This is a genomic window from Psychrobacter proteolyticus (assembly GCF_038155145.1).
GTDB lineage: Bacteria > Pseudomonadota > Gammaproteobacteria > Pseudomonadales > Moraxellaceae > Psychrobacter > Psychrobacter proteolyticus_B.
This window is the reverse complement of sequence record NZ_JBAKAY010000003.1, coordinates 238175-255637: the sequence shown is the minus strand read 5'-3', so window position 1 is coordinate 255637 and position 17463 is coordinate 238175. Positions and strand designations below refer to the sequence as shown.

13 protein-coding genes, 3 tRNA genes and 2 pseudogenes are annotated in these 17463 nt (G+C 42.0%); 13 read left to right on the top strand and 5 right to left on the bottom strand.

Annotation, left to right across the window (positions count from 1 at the left end):
- Positions 1-72 precede the first annotated feature (72 nt).
- Together V6252_RS05435 and V6252_RS13865 are read right to left on the bottom strand one after the other, a co-directional pair.
- Positions 73-1425, bottom strand: a pseudogene (locus V6252_RS05435) (aminotransferase class I/II-fold pyridoxal phosphate-dependent enzyme); the annotation flags it as partial.
- A 53-nt stretch (positions 1426-1478) separates the two neighbouring features.
- Positions 1479-1713 (bottom strand): annotated as a pseudogene (locus tag V6252_RS13865) (helix-turn-helix domain-containing protein); the annotation flags it as partial.
- A gap of 444 nt (positions 1714-2157) precedes the next feature.
- Between V6252_RS13865 and msrB the strand changes: the two are divergent.
- From msrB to V6252_RS05415, 4 genes are all read left to right on the top strand, one after another.
- Positions 2158-2583 (top strand): peptide-methionine (R)-S-oxide reductase MsrB, encoded by a 426-nt coding sequence (gene msrB, locus V6252_RS05430; RefSeq protein WP_057760931.1) that lies wholly within the window; start codon positions 2158-2160, stop codon positions 2581-2583.
- Positions 2584-2720: 137 nt separating this feature from the next.
- Positions 2721-3206 (top strand): glutathione peroxidase, encoded by a 486-nt coding sequence (locus tag V6252_RS05425; RefSeq protein WP_341609663.1) that lies wholly within the window; start codon positions 2721-2723, stop codon positions 3204-3206.
- A gap of 224 nt (positions 3207-3430) precedes the next feature.
- Positions 3431-3506, top strand: a tRNA-Val gene (locus tag V6252_RS05420).
- Positions 3507-3543: 37 nt separating this feature from the next.
- A tRNA-Asp gene (locus V6252_RS05415) sits at positions 3544-3620 on the top strand.
- Between the two features lie 355 nt (positions 3621-3975).
- On the opposite strand, the gene V6252_RS05410 is transcribed toward V6252_RS05415, so the two are convergent.
- Complete coding sequence (locus V6252_RS05410) at positions 3976-5325, bottom strand: MBL fold metallo-hydrolase (protein ID WP_341609662.1); 1350 nt, start codon at positions 5323-5325, stop codon at positions 3976-3978.
- 398 nt (positions 5326-5723) lie between these two features.
- Here V6252_RS05410 and V6252_RS05405 point away from each other — a divergent pair, with 398 nt between their 5' ends.
- From V6252_RS05405 to V6252_RS05385, 5 genes are all read left to right on the top strand, one after another.
- A complete protein-coding gene (locus tag V6252_RS05405) occupies positions 5724-6485 on the top strand; it encodes a hypothetical protein (RefSeq protein ID WP_341609661.1) in 762 nt (253 codons plus the stop codon).
- 172 nt (positions 6486-6657) lie between these two features.
- Entirely contained in the window at positions 6658-7020 is a 363-nt protein-coding gene (locus V6252_RS05400; protein WP_341609660.1) for a winged helix-turn-helix domain-containing protein, read from the top strand.
- A gap of 44 nt (positions 7021-7064) precedes the next feature.
- Entirely contained in the window at positions 7065-7472 is a 408-nt protein-coding gene (arsC, locus tag V6252_RS05395) for an arsenate reductase (glutaredoxin) (protein ID WP_341609659.1), read from the top strand.
- Entirely contained in the window at positions 7459-8232 is a 774-nt protein-coding gene (gene arsH, locus V6252_RS05390) for an arsenical resistance protein ArsH (RefSeq protein WP_341609658.1), read from the top strand. Before arsC ends, arsH begins: the two co-directional genes overlap by 14 nt.
- 67 nt (positions 8233-8299) lie before the next feature.
- The gene (locus tag V6252_RS05385; RefSeq protein WP_341609657.1) at positions 8300-9616 is read left to right on the top strand and encodes an arsenic transporter; all 1317 of its coding nucleotides are present in this window, start codon (positions 8300-8302) and stop codon (positions 9614-9616) included.
- A gap of 423 nt (positions 9617-10039) precedes the next feature.
- Here V6252_RS05385 and V6252_RS05380 read toward each other — a convergent pair.
- Both V6252_RS05380 and V6252_RS05375 read right to left on the bottom strand, forming a co-directional pair.
- Positions 10040-10115 (bottom strand) — tRNA-Asn (locus V6252_RS05380).
- Positions 10116-10370: 255 nt separating this feature from the next.
- Positions 10371-11573 (bottom strand): pyridoxal phosphate-dependent aminotransferase, encoded by a 1203-nt coding sequence (locus tag V6252_RS05375; protein ID WP_341609656.1) that lies wholly within the window; start codon positions 11571-11573, stop codon positions 10371-10373.
- Positions 11574-12124: 551 nt separating this feature from the next.
- Between V6252_RS05375 and V6252_RS05370 the strand changes: the two genes are divergently transcribed.
- From V6252_RS05370 to V6252_RS05355, 4 genes are all read left to right on the top strand, one after another.
- On the top strand, positions 12125-12862 hold the full coding sequence (locus V6252_RS05370) for an SDR family NAD(P)-dependent oxidoreductase (protein ID WP_290177588.1): 738 nt from the start codon (positions 12125-12127) through the stop codon (positions 12860-12862).
- Positions 12863-12924: 62 nt separating this feature from the next.
- The gene (locus tag V6252_RS05365) at positions 12925-14661 is read left to right on the top strand and encodes an NAD(P)/FAD-dependent oxidoreductase (RefSeq protein ID WP_341609655.1); all 1737 of its coding nucleotides are present in this window, start codon (positions 12925-12927) and stop codon (positions 14659-14661) included.
- Positions 14662-14745: 84 nt separating this feature from the next.
- A complete protein-coding gene (locus tag V6252_RS05360) occupies positions 14746-15774 on the top strand; it encodes a DUF1365 domain-containing protein (protein WP_341609654.1) in 1029 nt (342 codons plus the stop codon).
- A 142-nt stretch (positions 15775-15916) separates the two neighbouring features.
- Positions 15917-17368 (top strand): cyclopropane-fatty-acyl-phospholipid synthase family protein, encoded by a 1452-nt coding sequence (locus tag V6252_RS05355; protein ID WP_341609653.1) that lies wholly within the window; start codon positions 15917-15919, stop codon positions 17366-17368.
- The last annotated feature ends 95 nt before the right edge of the window (positions 17369-17463 follow it).

The window sequence follows — 17463 nt, the reverse complement described above, 5'->3', positions numbered from 1 at the left end:
TTAGGTTCAACGCAATAAAAAACGCTTATCAGCATCATGCCGATAAGCGTTTTTTTAATGATGTATGACGATTTACTCGGTACCAAATTGCTTACGTTTTTTGGCAAAAAATCTGTCTAATCTATCCATCGCATTCTCTAGGTCAAGCAAGTTAGGTAAGAACACCAGACGGAAATGGTCGGGTCTGTCCCAGTTAAACCCAGTACCTTGAACCATCAATACGTTTTCTTCAACGAGCAAGTCCATCATAAAATCCATATCATCGGTGATAGGGTAAACCTCTGGATCCATTTTTGGAAAACAGTAAAACGCGCCTTGAGGCATGGTACAAGAAATGCCTTTAATAGCATTAAGACGTGAGACTGCCATTTCACGTTGCTTATATAGGCGACCCTTTTCAGAAGTCAGGTCTTGCATGCTCTGATGCCCACCCATCGCTGTTTGAATAGCATACTGTCCTTGCACGTTAGAGCAAAGACGCATAGATGCGAGCATATCTAAGCCTTCAATAAAGTCAGCTGCATGCTGTTTACGACCCGATACCATCATCCAACCTGAGCGGAATCCTGCAATACGATGTGACTTCGACAAGCCATTGTAAGAAAGTACCAGCACGTCGTCAGTTAGGGTGCTCATCGGGGTATGTACATTATCATCATAGAGAATACGATCGTAAATCTCATCAGCCATGATGATTAAATCATGCTCTTTAGCAACTTCGATGATTTGCTTTAATAGCTCATCACTATAAAGGGAGCCTGTCGGGTTATTTGGGTTAATGACCACGATACCTTTCGTTTTGCTCGTGATTTTAGACTTAATGTCTTCAATATCAGGATGCCAGTTGTCCTCTTCATTGCAGCGATAGTGCACCGCAGTACCACCAGCGAGGTTGGCCGCTGCAGTCCAAAGCGGGTAGTCTGGCATTGGAATTAGGACTTCATCACCGTCATTCATCAACGCCTGCATAGTCATGACAATAAGCTCAGAAACCCCATTGCCCAAATACACGTCACGTACGTCAACGGCCGACAGCAACCCCTTTGATTGGTAATATTGCAAAATGGCTTTACGCGCTGAGAAAATCCCCTGCGAGTCTGAATAGCCAGTTGCCTCAGATAAGTTCATAGCGACATCGCGCAAAATCTCATGCGGGGCTTCTAAACCAAAAGGCGCTGGATTGCCCACGTTTAGTTTTAATATGCGTTTGCCTTCTGCCTCCATCTTATTGGCAGTCTGCAATAGAGGGCCACGAATGTCATAGCAAACGTTTTGTAATTTATCAGATTTTTTTATAGTGTTCATAGCATGACCGTTTTTCGAATTGGTTTTTGAGCCTTTAGGAGCAGTAAAAGGTTTTGTTGATTGAGCATCAGTTATTTTAATATCTGACTGGGTATGTGAAGCCTTGCCTATTTCTTGATGTTCATTGCGCTCTACAGATGATGTCGACTCGTCTGAATCAATAGCCTCATTGTTGAGGTCGCCGCGCAACAGATATCCCTCACTACAGCCCAAAATACGCGCGAGCGTAGGCAGCTTGGATGAGACAATGCCGTTGGTACCGCGCTCCCAGTTTGAAATAGCACCACGACTCACTTTTGCACCAGCGGCTGTCATGGCTTGTGCTAGCTGCTCAGCAGTAAATCCTTTGTCACGGCGCAACTGTACCAGTCGTTCCGCTTGCGTACTTTTGCTATTGTCGTCAGACATTGTCGTTTGAGCCTTTGTTAATCAGTAAATATTCTGTGCAGAGATATATTAAACATTTTAGTTAAACACTAATGCAAGATATTATTGCATTGATAGTTAATTTGCAAATGATTTTATAATCAGCCCTATTAGTATTTGCAAGTATATCTTGCAATTGGCATTTGGCTTATATTTATATGGCTCTAAATCTCTTATATAGACTATAAAATGTATAGGTATCAAAATTACATCTTTACCCATCATTATCTAAAATTAATTTGGTATATTTAGCTTAGTTAATCTCCTCAATCATGTTGTCTATCTCACAATATAGAGAGTGCTTTTCTTATATATGCCTTGAATAGTGCGTCGATAACCAACAGATAGAGCACGTCGTTTTCATAATTATATGGCGATAAAATAGTTACCAAGATTAGATAATAAATACTCGAATAAGGATAAATTATGCAAGACAATCAACTAAGCAAAGAAGAGATCAGCCAGTTGACTGAAGCTGACTGGAAAGAGCGTTTAACCGCTGATGAGTATCATATTATGCGTGAGAAGGGCACTGAACGCCCATTTACAGGTGTATATAATGATGCGACCGACGATGGCGTTTACCGTTGTAAAGGCTGCGGTGCAAGCTTATTTGACTCAAGCAATAAATTTGATGCGAGCTGTGGCTGGCCAAGTTTTGATCAAGGTATCGATAACAGCGCGATTGAAGAGCACGTAGATAACTCGCTAGGCATGACTCGCACCGAAGTCACTTGTAGCAACTGCGGCGCACATTTAGGCCATGTATTCCCTGATGGTCCTACTGAGACAACAGGCATGCGCTATTGCATTAACTCAGTATCTATCGATTTAGATAAGTCTGAGAAATAAGTAGCTTAGGTAGTATTAGAAACGTGAAAGGGAAGTACAGGGTGCTTCCTTTTCAATAGTTTTATTATGTGTATGATAGAAAAAGAAGTAGTGCATAAACACCCAAAACAATAAAAACCTCAATTTAAGGATAAATGATGAGTACAATTTATGATTTTACGGTTGAGCGCATGGATGGTAGCTCGCAAGCATTTTCAGATTACCAAGATAAAGTATTATTAATCGTCAATACCGCAAGCAAATGTGGATTTACGCCGCAGTTCGAAGGTTTAGAGTCGCTATATCAACAGTATAAAGATCAAGGACTGGTCGTCGTCGGTTTTCCTTGTAACCAATTTGGTAGCCAAGACCCAGGTAGCAATGACGAGATTGGTGCGTTTTGCCAAAAGAACTATGGAGTCAGCTTTCCGATGATGGCAAAGACTGATGTCAATGGCGCAGATGCTCATCCTATCTATCAATGGCTCAAGGAACAAAAGGGTGGCGTACTGACAGATGGTATCAAGTGGAATTTCACCAAGTTCCTAGTCGATAGTAAAGGTCAGGTGATTGACCGTTATGCACCAACGACCAAGCCAGAAGCCATCAAAAATGACATCGAGCAAGCATTAGCTAACAAATAAGCATTAAATCTAAGAAATATTGGTTTTGTGTGAAAATATAAAATCAATAAAAACAAATGCTTGCTGGGTATTCTAATAAAAATAGAAAAAATATCTAAAAAAGTGGTAAATACTGTTTGACACCCAACAGTAAATCTATATAATACACACCCACAGCAACGGAGCTTAGTGACAAACTTAAGAGCTCAGTTGATGTTGAATAAATTGCCTAGCAATTATTCGAAGGGTGATTAGCTCAGTTGGTAGAGCGTCTGCCTTACACGCAGAATGTCGGCGGTTCGAATCCGTCATCACCCACCACTTCTTAGCAAGTGGCTAAACAAGCTAAGAGACCTAAGCAGCGGTAGTTCAGTTGGTTAGAATACCGGCCTGTCACGCCGGGGGTCGCGGGTTCGAGTCCCGTCCGCTGCGCCATATTTAAAACGAATTTAAACCTTTGGGTTTAAGCAAGTTTCGCCTCAAGCATTAGATTGTTTGAGGTTTTTTTGTGTCTGTTTTTTATGTATCTATGTTCTATGAGTTATAAGTCATATAAGGAAGTACAGTAAGAGTTAGAACCTAGTACTATGACTTATATTCACTTAAGTCGTATCAATCAAAGGTCAGCTAAAACGTAAACCCTTCTTTTATATCAGTCTTATATTGAATAAAAGAAGGGTTGTCGTATTTATCTTAGTTACAGCACTTTAAAATGCCTTTGCTTAAAACGCATTATCCAGAATCTATGACGCGTTTTAGATAGTTGTAGATTTTAGCTACGGGTAAAGACTTACTTATGCGTTGCTTGCCATGCGCCCATAGACCCTAGATAAATATCAATGTTCTCAAAACCTCGACTAGCGAGCCACCCTGCTGCTATTGTTGCTCGAGCACCACTGGCGCACATCAATGTATAGTGGCGACTTTGGTCAAGCTCATGCCAACGCTTGTTTAGGTGACCAACATAGATATGCTGTGAACCTTCAATCGCATTGGTATTCCTCTCATCAATATCGCGTACATCAAGCAATGTCCAGTTCTGAGCATTATTAAGACGATTTTCTACCTCGGTTGTATCGATCATAGGGGTTTGCTGCATCTGCTCACCTTTAGCAGCGGCAGGGACGACACCCACATAGCCACCTATAACATTATCAAAAGCAATACGTACCAGATGCTCCATCGCAGTCGCAAGTTGTTCTTCATCAGAGGCAATCAGTACCAAGCTTTGCCCTTCCTCGATAAACCATCCAGCAAACGCAGGTAGCATGTTGACAGGTAAGCTCATAGAACCGGGCAGGTGTCCTGACGCATACGCCATTGGTTCACGAATATCGATGAGATGATCAGCATCGCAGTCATGCAGCTGTTTGAGCGAAAGGTTACGCGGACGCATAACGACTGGAGGCGCTTCACCACCTTCCATATTAAGGCGCTCCATCAATCTGAAGTAGGGTGGTTGATAATGGTTTTCGCTCGTCTTGAAGTCAATAAATGTCTCACGATCGGTAATCTGTAAACGTGGGTTGTTGATTCTTTCGTGACCAACGGTAGAAAACTCACGTTCCGCCATACCTGATCCGCAGACGGACCCAGCACCATGAGCCGGATAAATAATTGCCTGATCTCCGAGTGCCAAAATGTCTTGCAACGAGTCATAAAGTAGACCTGCGACTTCTCTGCGACGCTCAGGATAAAAGTCAGTACGACCGACATCACCTACAAAAAGCGCATCGCCAGTAAAAACGCCAACCGCCTTGTCAGGGTACGCCGTGTCAAACAGCGCATAAGCAAGATGATCATCGGTATGGCCAGGCGTTTCTAAGACACGGATTTCTAATTGGCCAATTGAAAAGCAATCACCATTACGTGCGGTCTCAGCGTAGACAACAGGTCGTTCTGGATTAGGGCCATGTAAAACTGTTGCCCCTGTCATTGCGGCCAAGATAGGTGCGCCAGAAACCAAATCTTCATTACGATGTGTCTCAAAAATATGAGTAATCTCAAGCCCTGCTGCGCGCGCCTTTTCTACATATATCGCGCAGTCACGACGTGGGTCAATTACCGCTGCTTGACCGCCAGAGCCTACCAAGTAGGATAAGTGCGAAAGTCCAGGTGTTTTAATTTTCTCTAGTAGCATGGTCATTTCCTTATTGTTGTTTTAATCATAATAGTTATTTTAATCATAATAGTTATTTTAATCAGGTTTATTGGCAGTACAGAGCGAGAGCTACCAGCCAAATCTAGTTTTACTGTTGCATAAACTTGCACTCAATCTAGCATGAACTTCTAAGTATCATCAATATACAATAACATATATTAAACTTGTTATTTACATAAGGCCAAACGTAGAAGGCTTTAGGTTGAGAAGGTTAAGAAATGCTCACTTTTACCATTAGATTTCTTGGCTTTTTTATCTGTAAGCATTTAATTGAAAGGCTAGGTGAGGCAACTTTACAAAGATTGTTTTTTAAGGTTGGTCTGTTCTAAGTTTCTATATAATGATGTTAATCAGTTAGAAAAATTGAGTAATAAAATATGAAGAAAGAATATATGTGGTTATGCGATTCAGTATTAGATTGGCCTGCAACAATAGAGAGCTATAGTTATACGAACGAAGCAGATCATCTGAGAGCATACGATCTTTGGAATCATGCTGACTTAATTTTGACAGGGAATGCAAATGAGTTTAATCGAGTAGATGTTGTTTCTAACTTAAAGCGCTGTCTCAATCAAAGACTAAAGTTTATAGAACACGTATATTCGCTCAAAAAAATTGCTTTATCTGATTCACCAAAAGGATATCTAGAATACTTAGAGTCTTTGGGCTTAGTTCGACCTTATATGTTAAAACAGATGATGATTATTAGAAATGACATTGAACATAATGATGCTCTACCGCCTAATATTGAACGTTGTAGAGAATTGTTGGATTTAACTTGGTATTTCTTAAAATCCACGGATAATTTTATTTTTTGGTATAAAAATAATTTTACATTGAGTTATTTAACAGATGAAGGCGAGGAAACTCAATATTGGTTAATTTTTAGTATTAATTTTAAGCTAGATCATGCAATAAAAATTAATGGTTGGATTCCTAAAGTGTTACTCAGCGAGGAGGAAAAGCAGGGCTATACGTTAATTGAGTTAAAGGATTTTGGTTTTAAAAAAGAGCATTCGAAAAGATCTGAAAATCATATGGATAAGCTAGATAATGATTTTTGGATAAATGGTAGCCTCAAACCATCAGAGAAGGTTAGACTCAAAGTGGTTAAGCATTGTCTTCACGCGAACATGTAATATAGCTACTTGAGCATACGTAGTAATTAATCTTATGTTAGTAAGTATTAGCATCAACTGCTTAGAAAATATATTTATCGTCGCATTTTTACTAAGTTTTGACACTTAAAATAAGCGAAAAAACCGTTCAAAAAACATTGAATTATTTTAATATGTCTGTATTATTGGACATATGGAAATAACTAATGCTATCGCAAGCTTTGCTGCGCTCTCTCAAGATACTCGTTTAAAGGCTTTTAAGCTGCTAGTCAGCCATGAGCCTGAAGGCCTACCTGCGGGTGAAATAGCCCGTCAGCTCTCTGTTCCTCATAACACAATGTCAGCCCACTTATCGGTGCTAGCACGGGCAGGATGGGTGGTCTCACAGCGTCATAGCCGACAGATTATCTATCGTGCTTCGCTATCACATATGGAAAACGTCATTCAGTTCCTGTTGCAAGATTGCTGTGCGGGACATCCAGAATTATGTGCGTCACTCATGGATAGCCTGAGTGGCTGCAAAGTAAATGAGTCTACTGAGCAAAGTAATGATTAAACCAATTATCATTTCAATAAATACATAAAATAGGTGTAAACACTATGGAGCCATTAATTTTTCATAATCCTAAATGCGGTACATCTCGTAACACACTTGCCATTATTAAAGCATCAGGTGAAGAGCCAGAAGTGGTGGAATATCTGAAAAATACACCAACGCGCGACCGTTTAGTGGAGCTGTTGGCACAAATGCAGATTTCGCCTAGAGAGCTATTAAGAAGCAAAGAAGCTATCAATGATGAGCTTGGTCTGGATAATCCTGAGTTGTCTGACGATCAAATTATCGATGCCATGATTGCGCATCCTATTTTAATCAACCGTCCTATCGTAGTGACTGATAAAGGCGCTGCTCTATGTCGTCCTTCAGAGCGTGTGTTTGAATTGCTAGCCAATCCAGTAAGTAGCTTCACAAAAGAAGACGGCGAGGTTATTACTCATGACAAACACTGAGGTTGACCAAGTATTAGAAGCCGAATCTACTGTTTCGCCAAAATTTAGCTTAGACGATTTGCCCAATATTGATATAGATAATCTTCAACCTATCGACATTGAGTCTTTGGTTGCACCGAATGACTCACGTCATCCACCGAAAATATTAGTGCTATACGGTTCTGTCCGTGCACGCTCGTTTTCTAGATTGGCCGCTGAAGAGTCAAGCCGGTTGCTGCGTTGGTATGGTTGTGAAGTAAAAATGTTTGATCCATCCGGCTTGCCGTTACCTGACGATGTAGACTCAGACCATCCTAAAGTGCAAGAATTGCGGGAGCTGGCGCAGTGGTCAGAAGGTATGCTGTGGGTGAGTCCAGAGCGTCACGGCAGTATCACCAGTATTATGAAAGCGCAAATCGACTGGATACCGCTGTCACTAGGTGGCGTACGTCCAACTCAAGGTAAAACCCTAGCACTGATGCAAGTCAGCGGTGGTAGTCAGAGCTTTAATACGGTTAATCAAATGCGTATTCTCGGACGCTGGATGCGGATGATCACTATCCCCAATCAATCTTCGATACCCAAAGCATTTTTGGAGTTTAACGACGACAATCGCATGGATATGTCTCCGTTATATCTGCGGCTTGTCGATGTCTGTGAGGAGTTAGTGAAGTTTACTTGGCTTACACGTGGACGTTCAGATTATCTCACTGATCGCTATTCAGAACGCGTCGAGAGTGCTGAAGAACTATCGAGCCGCGTCAATCAAAAATCGATCTAACCCCCTAATCGATCTAATTTCCTATATTAAATCGGCTGAATAAAGTCAGCTCAAGTAAGGTCGTACAATGCTTGCATTCGCTATTTTTGTGGTCACTTTAGTCTTAGTTATCTGGCAACCTAAAGGATTGGGTATCGGCTGGAGCGCCATGGGTGGTGCCTTAGTCGCGTTAGCGCTTGGCGTCGTGCAGTTATCAGATGTGGGTATCGTCTGGGATATTGTCTGGGATGCGACCTTTACTTTTGTGGCACTGATTATCATCTCGCTTATCTTAGATCGGGCAGGGTTTTTCGGCTGGGCTGCATTACATGTGGCACGCCTTGGTAATGGGCAAGGGCGCTTATTGTTTCCGATGATTGTCGTACTCGGCGCCTTTATTTCTGCCTTTTTTGCCAATGATGGTGCTGCGCTATTACTAACCCCGATTGTCATCGCTATCTTGCTGCGTCTGAAATTTTCGCCACCATCAGCTCTGGCATTTATTATAGCGACTGGTTTTATCGCTGATACGGCAAGCCTGCCATTGGTTACCTCAAATTTAGTCAATATCGTCAGTGCCAATTATTTTGACATAGGCTTTGGTCGTTATGCGGCGGTGATGGTACCGGTCAATATAGTGTCTGTCTTAGCGACGCTACTGGTATTGTGGGTTGTCTACGCACGTCATATTCCAAAAACCTACTCGACTAGCGAGCTCAGCGCTCCAGAGTCTGCTATTACCGATCCATTGGTATTCCGAGCTGCTTTTCCACTATTAGGTTTGCTACTAGTCGCCTATTTTGCAACAGAGCCGTTGGGGCTACCTATTTCACTGGTTACAGGTATCGCTGCTGTCGCGTTAATGGCAATCGCTGGTCGTATATGGCAAGGCGGGCAGGGTGCGGTGGTCTCAGTGACCGATGTAGTACGTAAAGCGCCTTGGCAAATCGTACTATTTTCAATCGGTATGTATCTAGTGGTATACGGTCTGGGTAATGCAGGTCTCACTGCCTATGGGGCGCAAGTACTCAACTGGTTGGGACAACAAGGCGAAGTCATTGCTACGGTTGGAACAGGGTTCTTATCCGCCATAGTTGCTTCTGTTATGAATAATATGCCAGCGACCCTAGTCGGCGCACTTGCGATTGATCAAGCACAAGTGCCTGCAGCAACACGAGAGCTAATGATTTATGCCAATGTCATCGGCAATGATTTGGGCCCTAAGTTTACGCCGATTGGCAGTCTTGCTACTTTGCTATGGTTACATGTGTTGGCAGAGAAGGACTACAAAATCAGCTGGGGACAGTACATAAAGATTGGTCTACTGATCACGCCGCCTGTGTTGTTAGTGACACTGTTGGCATTGGTGTTATGGTTGCCAATGCTAACAATGTTGCCAAGCTAAGCTAGCCAATAGAAAACTTACTACAGTAATATTTTATCGTGACAATGATATTTACTTTTGAATATGATTGTCATAATCGAGTATGAAATAAAGTAGTGATTAGCGCTTATCAAATTGGCAAAATAGATAACCAATATTAGGGTCTATTGAACATTCAAAATGTGGTATTGGCAAAAAATAGCCCTGCCCTGAAAGGCTGATGCTAAAATCACCTCAAACGTTGTTGCAAGCCTAGTTAAGGTCTCGACATTATCGTCAGTTTACGCCTATTTTGATGCGATTTTAGTGATCAGCAGTCCTAATATTTGAATGTTCAACAGACCTTAAATGATACGCATAAAAAAACCCTCATCAAATTGATGAGGGTTTTGGCAAATGCCATAATTGAATCAAAGTTGACTCAAGAAATTTACTACTAAAATGTGGCTCTCCAACCTGGGCTCGAACCAGGGACACACGGATTAACAGTCCGTTGCTCTACCAACTGAGCTATTGGAGAATAGGCTGTAAGTGTTTAATCGCTTACAACGAGCCTTAGAAGTCTCTAACGAGTTCTTGCTAAGTGGGGCGTATTCTAGCAAAGTTAAAAAATACGTCAAGCCTTTTTTTGCATAATTAGTAAAAATTGTCATTTTAATGATGAGATAGCGTGTTTTTCCTAGTTATGCCTAAGACTCGCGTAAAAAAGACGCCCTATAGAATGTATAGGGCGTCTTTTTTATGAACAGCGGTAAGACTTGTTGCTATTTACGATTTATTCAGCAACGTCTAAGTCAGCCACTGCTTTTTCGATACGCGATAGGGCGTCTTTTAACGTCGCCTCATCAGTAGCGTACGAGATACGCATATAGCCGCCAAGACCGAACGCATCACCAGGTACGACTGCCACGCCAACTTTGTCCAATAACCATGCTGAGAATTCAGTACATGACGACAGGCCAGCCGCTTTGATTAGCGGTACGATATTTGGATACACATAGAATGCGCCATCAGGACGCAGGCAGGTAATACCTTTAATCGCATTTAAACCATCTACGACTAGGTCACAGCGTTTCTTAAAGGCGGCTACCATCGGCTCTAGTACGCTCTGATCACCACTGATAGCGACTTCCGCTGCTACTTGGCTGATTGATGTTGGGCATGAGGTAGATTGTGACTGTACCTTTTTCATCGCGCCGATTAGCTTAGCAGGGCCACCCGCATAGCCGATACGCCAGCCTGTCATCGCATACGCTTTAGATACACCGTTCAAGATGATGGTACGATCTTTTAGCTCAGGCGCCGCGTTTAAGATATTGTAGAACTTATCGCCTGTCCAGCGGATGTGCTCGTACATATCGTCTGAAGCTACATAGACTTGTGGATGTTTTTTCAATACTTCAGCGATGGCCTTTAGCTCATCTAATGTATAAATCATACCCGTTGGGTTAGATGGGCTGTTTAATACCAATAGTTTAGTCTTGTCAGTGATCGCTTCTTCTAGCTGCTCAGGAGTGATTTTGAAATCTTGTTCAGCTGGGCATTTGACGATGACTGGCACGCCTTCTGCGATGATAACCATGTCAGGATAGCTGACCCAATATGGTGCTGGAATGATGACTTCGTCGCCAGGATTGATAAATGCTTGGGCAAGGTTAAAAAACGACTGCTTACCGCCGACCGATACTAGGATTTCGTTTGGCTCATAGCTGATGTTGTTGTCGCGCTTGAATTTCTCGATGATGGCTGTTTTTAGCTCTGGCGTACCATCGACAGCTGTATATTTAGTGAAGCCATTATTGATTGCATCGATTGCTGCTTTTTTGATGTGTTCAGGGGTATCAAAATCAGGTTCACCAGCGCCCAAACCGATAATATCTTTACCAGCTGCTTTTAACTCTTTGGCTTTATTGGTGATCGCTAGCGTAGGTGATGGTTGGATGTTGTTAACGCGGTCAGACAGTTGCAACTCGCTCATGAGAGATCCTTTTTTATATGAGGGTGGGGTTGGTGAAAATCTGATATTAATTATATAACGTTTTCATTGCTATCAGGACAAGATGTCATGCAGTTTGAAAAAAGATAATGTCATCTTACCGTAATACGGCGATCATTCGATTATAGATAATGGTGATGATGCTTCGGCAAACGACGCGATTGCTAATTTTTGCATTGTAGCATGCTGATATTGAGCTGTCTTATGGCCCTAGTAACAGAATATTGTGTTGTCGCTTGTGATAGCAGTATCCTTGTGAAGGTAGTAAACAACACGCTGAGATTAAGCTTGAGCCCAGACGATTGCGAAGACACAACAATAAACCTGTAGCCGACCACTATAATTATTTAGATTTGTTAAATAGAATGGCTTATAGCTTAATTAAATGCGACCAATGATAGCTGCGAAGAATAACAATAATAGCTAGCTGTTATCACACATCTAAATTTTCATTAAGCAATCAGTTTAAGAGCATTAATTCCATATTATGAAAATACTTAAAAAGATAAGAATACTCAAAAAGGATATTTACGATGACAGATTCTACTGAAAAATTACATATTCTCATTACTGGGGCGACGTCAGGCATTGGTAAGCAGTTGGCAAAAGACTATCTGCTAGCAGATCATCATGTATATGCGGTCGGCCGTGACGACGAAGCGTTGGCTGAACTTCAGGCGTTAGGCGCAGAAACGATTGATTTAGACTTAATGGATCGAGAAAAGGTCATCGAAGCTTTTGAAAAAATCGACAATGTCGATCTAGCTATTTGCGGCGCTGGTATGTGCGAGTACTTAGATATGCCGAACTTTGATAGCAGTGTCTTTATGAAAGTCATGTCGGTCAATATGGGTACGTTGTCCCATGCGATCGAAGGAGTGCTGCCAAAGCTAATCGCTTCAAAAGGTCGCTTGGTCGGTATCGGTTCAGCGTCTGCTTATGTGCCTTTTGCGCGCGCTGAAGCCTATGGTAGCTCAAAAGCTGCTATCCATTATCTAATGAAGACTCTACAGATTAGCCTTGCTCCGCACGATGTGTCAGTTAGCTTAGTTGTACCTGGTTTTGTTGAGACACCGATGACCAAACAGAATGACTTTCCGATGCCATTTATCCAGACGCCAGCGCAGGCAAGTCAAGCCATACGTGACGGTATCGAAAGCGGGCATGAGGTGATTGAATTTCCGAAAAAACTAACTATGCCATTAAAAGCATTGGGTACGTTGCCTGATTTGGTTTGGCAGCAAGTTAGTGAAAAACTTAATAAAAAATAATCTACTATCAGTAGAACTCTCAGCCATCATATCGACAGAAAAATACAGAAGGGAATGCTTTTATGCCGTTTACTCGTTTCAAGCGTGCAAGTAACCAAAAAAATGCTACCAATGCTACAACAGATTCTGACCATCAGACTACCCAAAAACGTATTGCTATCATCGGCTCAGGTGTATCAGGACTGACATGCGCGCATTATTTAGGTACACAACATGATGTGACGGTATTTGAAGCCAATGATTATATCGGCGGGCATGTAAACACGATTGATGTGGCACTACAAGACGGTAAAAAAGCAAAGAGTAGCAATGTAGAGAGTAGTGCGATAGATACAGGTTTTATTGTTTTTAATGAGCGCACATACCCGAACTTCTTTCGTTTGCTTCATGAGTTGCAGGTACCTTTTCAGGCAACGGATATGAGCTTTTCTGTCAAAAATACTGCACGTCATTTTGAATACAATGGTCATACGCTCAACACTTTATTGTCACAACGTAAAAATTTACTCAATCCAAAATTCTGGCAGTTTATCAAAGATATTTTGCAGTTTAATAAGCATATCAAACAGCTACGCCAAGATTATGATAGCGCGCGTACCCAAGGACAAGATGTCAGTAGCTTTGCAGAGCAAACGCTCGGTGGTTATTTGACGCAAAAGAAATATGGTCAGCTATTTACCGATAACTATTTACTGCCAATGGTCTCGGCTATTTGGTCAACCAGCCTAGATGAAGTACAAGAATTTCCACTAGTGTTTTTTGCACAATTCTTTGACAACCACGGGTTGCTCGACGTGGTCAACCGTCCGCAGTGGTTTACGATAAAAGGCGGCTCAAAGCAGTACGTCAATAAACTGATTCCACGCTTTATTAAAGTGGGTGGCAAGATACGAGTCAATAGCCCAGTACAGTCTGTGGTTCGTGATGGTGAGCAAGTGACTTTGACAGTACAGAATGCTTTGACAGTGCAGGATAAAGGTAACGCTGACATCCGTAGCGAAAATCTTGTATTCGATGAGGTTATTTTTGCTTGTCATGCAGATACCGCACTAAAGATTTTAAAGGATGCGAGCACCGATGAATCTGAAGTATTAGGTCATTTTCGCTTTACCAAAAATACGGCTGTACTGCACACCGATACCAGTGTGTTACCTAAGAAACCACTGGCATGGGCAAGCTGGAATTACTTAATAGATGAAACAGTTTCAGGCAATGCTAAGGATGAGCAAGCGGCTGGAAACGCACAGATACCTGCAAAGCCAGTGCTGACTTATCACATGAATATCCTGCAACGCTTGACTAAAAAGCACAATTATTTGGTCACACTGAACCCAGCTGTAGACAATAAAAGCGTCGATGATAAGCAAATAATTAAGAGCATCAATTATAGTCATCCAGTGTTCGATCTTGCGATGATTGATGCGCAGACTAAATGGTCGAGTGTCTCTGGTAACGGTTCGCACACGCATTTCTGCGGAGCTTATTGGTTTAATGGCTTTCATGAAGATGGCGTACACAGTGGCCTACGTGTCTGTCAGGCGCTCGGTCTTGATATTGATATAAAAGACGAAGTTGACCCAGCCCATTTACCTGACGCTGATAGCGCGCATACGCCGTTTCGTTATAAAGACTTACCTATAAAAGCGGATACCAAATTACGTAGGTTAAATAAGCGCGAAGTAACCACAGCGACGACCAATCAGGAGCTGGTTGAGTATGCTAATCGTTTGCAGAATGTAGCTGCTGATACGAGCCAATACAAGAAACGTGGCTTATTCGGTCGCCGTAAAGCCAAATAATATGACGATTAATATCTTTATGTATTCTAAGTGTTTTGAAAGATTCGCCATATGAAAAGTACGCTGTTATACAAGAGATTATTGATGACTATGTCTGCTCGAGATACCAATGCTACGCCAAACCATGAGTCTTCTTGTGATACCACTGCATTGCCGCATCAGCTGTTTGAGGGTACGACATGGCACAGTCGGCTGCTACCTAGTGTGAATAAATTCGTTTACCCTTATCGCTATTGGGGCGTCAATATTAGCGCGCTTGCGAAAGGGAAGGAACTTCCTGAAATTAACACGGTATCATTTGATGAGAGTAAGTTTTTAGAAAAATTACCATTACGTAAAGTATTACCGAAAAAGCTACTAGCAAAAGGTCTGCCTCTATTTTCAGCAAAGAAAAAATCGCTACAACGATTCTGTGCTGATGACTATCTACAGCATACTGACCTACAGAGTGCCAATAGCCTAAGTGATGCTAAAAAATTTGATAGTAATGTAAAGTCTATTCAAGCACTAGAAAAACGCCTAATTCAAGCATTTGAAAAACATGCAGGGAGCGCGCCTGAAGGCGATATTTTGGGATTACTTGTCTGCCGTAATGTGGGCATGTACTTTAGCCCAGTCAACTTTTACTTAGGATTTGATGCGCAGCAGACGCCAACTCATCTGCTGGCTGAAGTGTCTAATACGCCTTGGGACAAGCGTCATTACTACGGGTTTCTGTTAGAAGGAGAAGATACTGAGTTCTGTCATGACAAGGATTTTCACGTATCACCTTTTAACCCTATTGATCAGCTGTACCGCTGGCAGGTTACGGTAAAACGTACAAAAACAGAAGAGAAACCTAATACTGGCTTGCAAGTGCGTATTGCTATCAATATCAGCGATGAGCGCGGTGAAGTTCTAAAAACTGGTATAAAGATATCAGGGGTGCCAATGACAGAAGAGGCTGTTCGTCATAGCTTACGAAAAAACCCTCTGATGAATATAACGTCTTTAACCCGTATTTATTGGCATGCGTTTAAGCTCTATGCGATTAAAAAAGTGCCGTATATCAACTACGATGAAAAATTGGCCGACAGTCAGCAGAAAGGTGGACAACAGAAAAATAGACAGTAGAAAAGCAGCTAGCAGTATCGAGCGCAAAAGATGTCTTAGAGTTACAGTAATTTTTAAATATCAACAATCCAAAAATCTCGTCAATGTAATACTAAAAATGAACCACTAAAAAACAAAGCATTTAAACAAGGATAAATACACGATGCCAGCACGACCGACCGATCGAGCACCAGTCACAAAACTAGAAAAATTAACTGCTCGTGTGAGCAAAGTGGTTAATGAAAGTGCTGTACTACAGCCAGTCAGCAATAGTGTGAATCACTTAGCTAGAAAGCTTATATTTCGTGCGTTACAGCACATTCAGTTTGGTAGTCTCACGCTGATTGAAACATTTGACGAGCAGGAACCTAAGATAAGTAGCTTTGGCAAAGTAGCTACTAACGATGCTAGTAGCTCGGCGGTTGGTCGCCATTCACTACATGTGACGTTACAGATTCATGATTCTGCTGTCTATCGCCAGCTATTACTTGGCGGCTCTATCGCCCTAGCAGACAGTTATATCAATGGTGAGTGGGATACGGATGATCTAACAGGTTTGATTCGCTTGGCAGCTCGTAACTTAGCAGTGCTCAATAAACTAGAGAATCGTTTTGCTGGTATTAGTAAAGCCTTTGAAAAAGCGAAGCATCAGCTGCGTAGCAATGACAAATCTGGCTCAAAATCCAATATCCTAGCGCATTATGATTTGGGCAACGATATGTATGAGCGTTTTTTGGACGATACGATGATGTACTCATCAGCAGTCTATCCTACGCCTGACGTGACGCTCAGCGATGCTCAGCAGCACAAACTGTCGCTCATATGCCAACGTTTACAGCTCAGCGCTGATGATAGTGTGATTGAAATTGGTACAGGGTGGGGCGGCTTTGCTATCTTTGCGGCCAAGCATTACGGCTGCCATGTGACAACCACGACTATCTCTGATGCCCAGTATGATGAAGCGAAGCGACGAGTCGAGGCAGCAGGTCTGTCTGACAAGATTACATTGCTTAAGCAAGATTACCGCGAGCTGACAGGTCAATATGACAAGTTAGTCAGTATCGAGATGATTGAAGCGGTGGGGCATGAGTATTTACCGACTTTCTTTGCTAAATGTAATAGCTTGCTCAAGCCGACAGGTCTTATGGTATTACAGGCCATCACTTTTAATGATCAAAATTATCAAGACTATATCGATTCAGTCGATTTTATCCAAACGCATATCTTCCCAGGTGGTTGTCTGCTTTCAAACCAAGAGCTGACGACCCAATTCACTGAGCAGACCGATATGGTCGTCAAACAATTGCATGATTATGGCTTTGATTATGCGTACACGCTGCGTGACTGGCGTGCTGCATTTATGGCCCAGCGTGCAGAGATTCAAGCGCTTGGCTATGACGATGCCTTTATCCGCCTATGGGAGTTTTACTTTTGCTATTGCGAAGGTGGGTTTTTGGAGCGCACGATCGGTGTGGTACAAGTTACAGCGGTGAAGCCTAACAATATCGATACGCTACATTTTTCTGATCTGCCATCTGCTGTCTTAAATCATAAAACGGTTTTGAATGATGAGACATTTAGTGAAGAAGATATGTCAGACACAGCATCGGTATAAGTCAGGTGATATAGATATGGTTTGTTCATAACATTCATAGGGTCTCATACTGCATGAACAGTTTGAGACCTATGTATTGAACAGTTCTACATTGA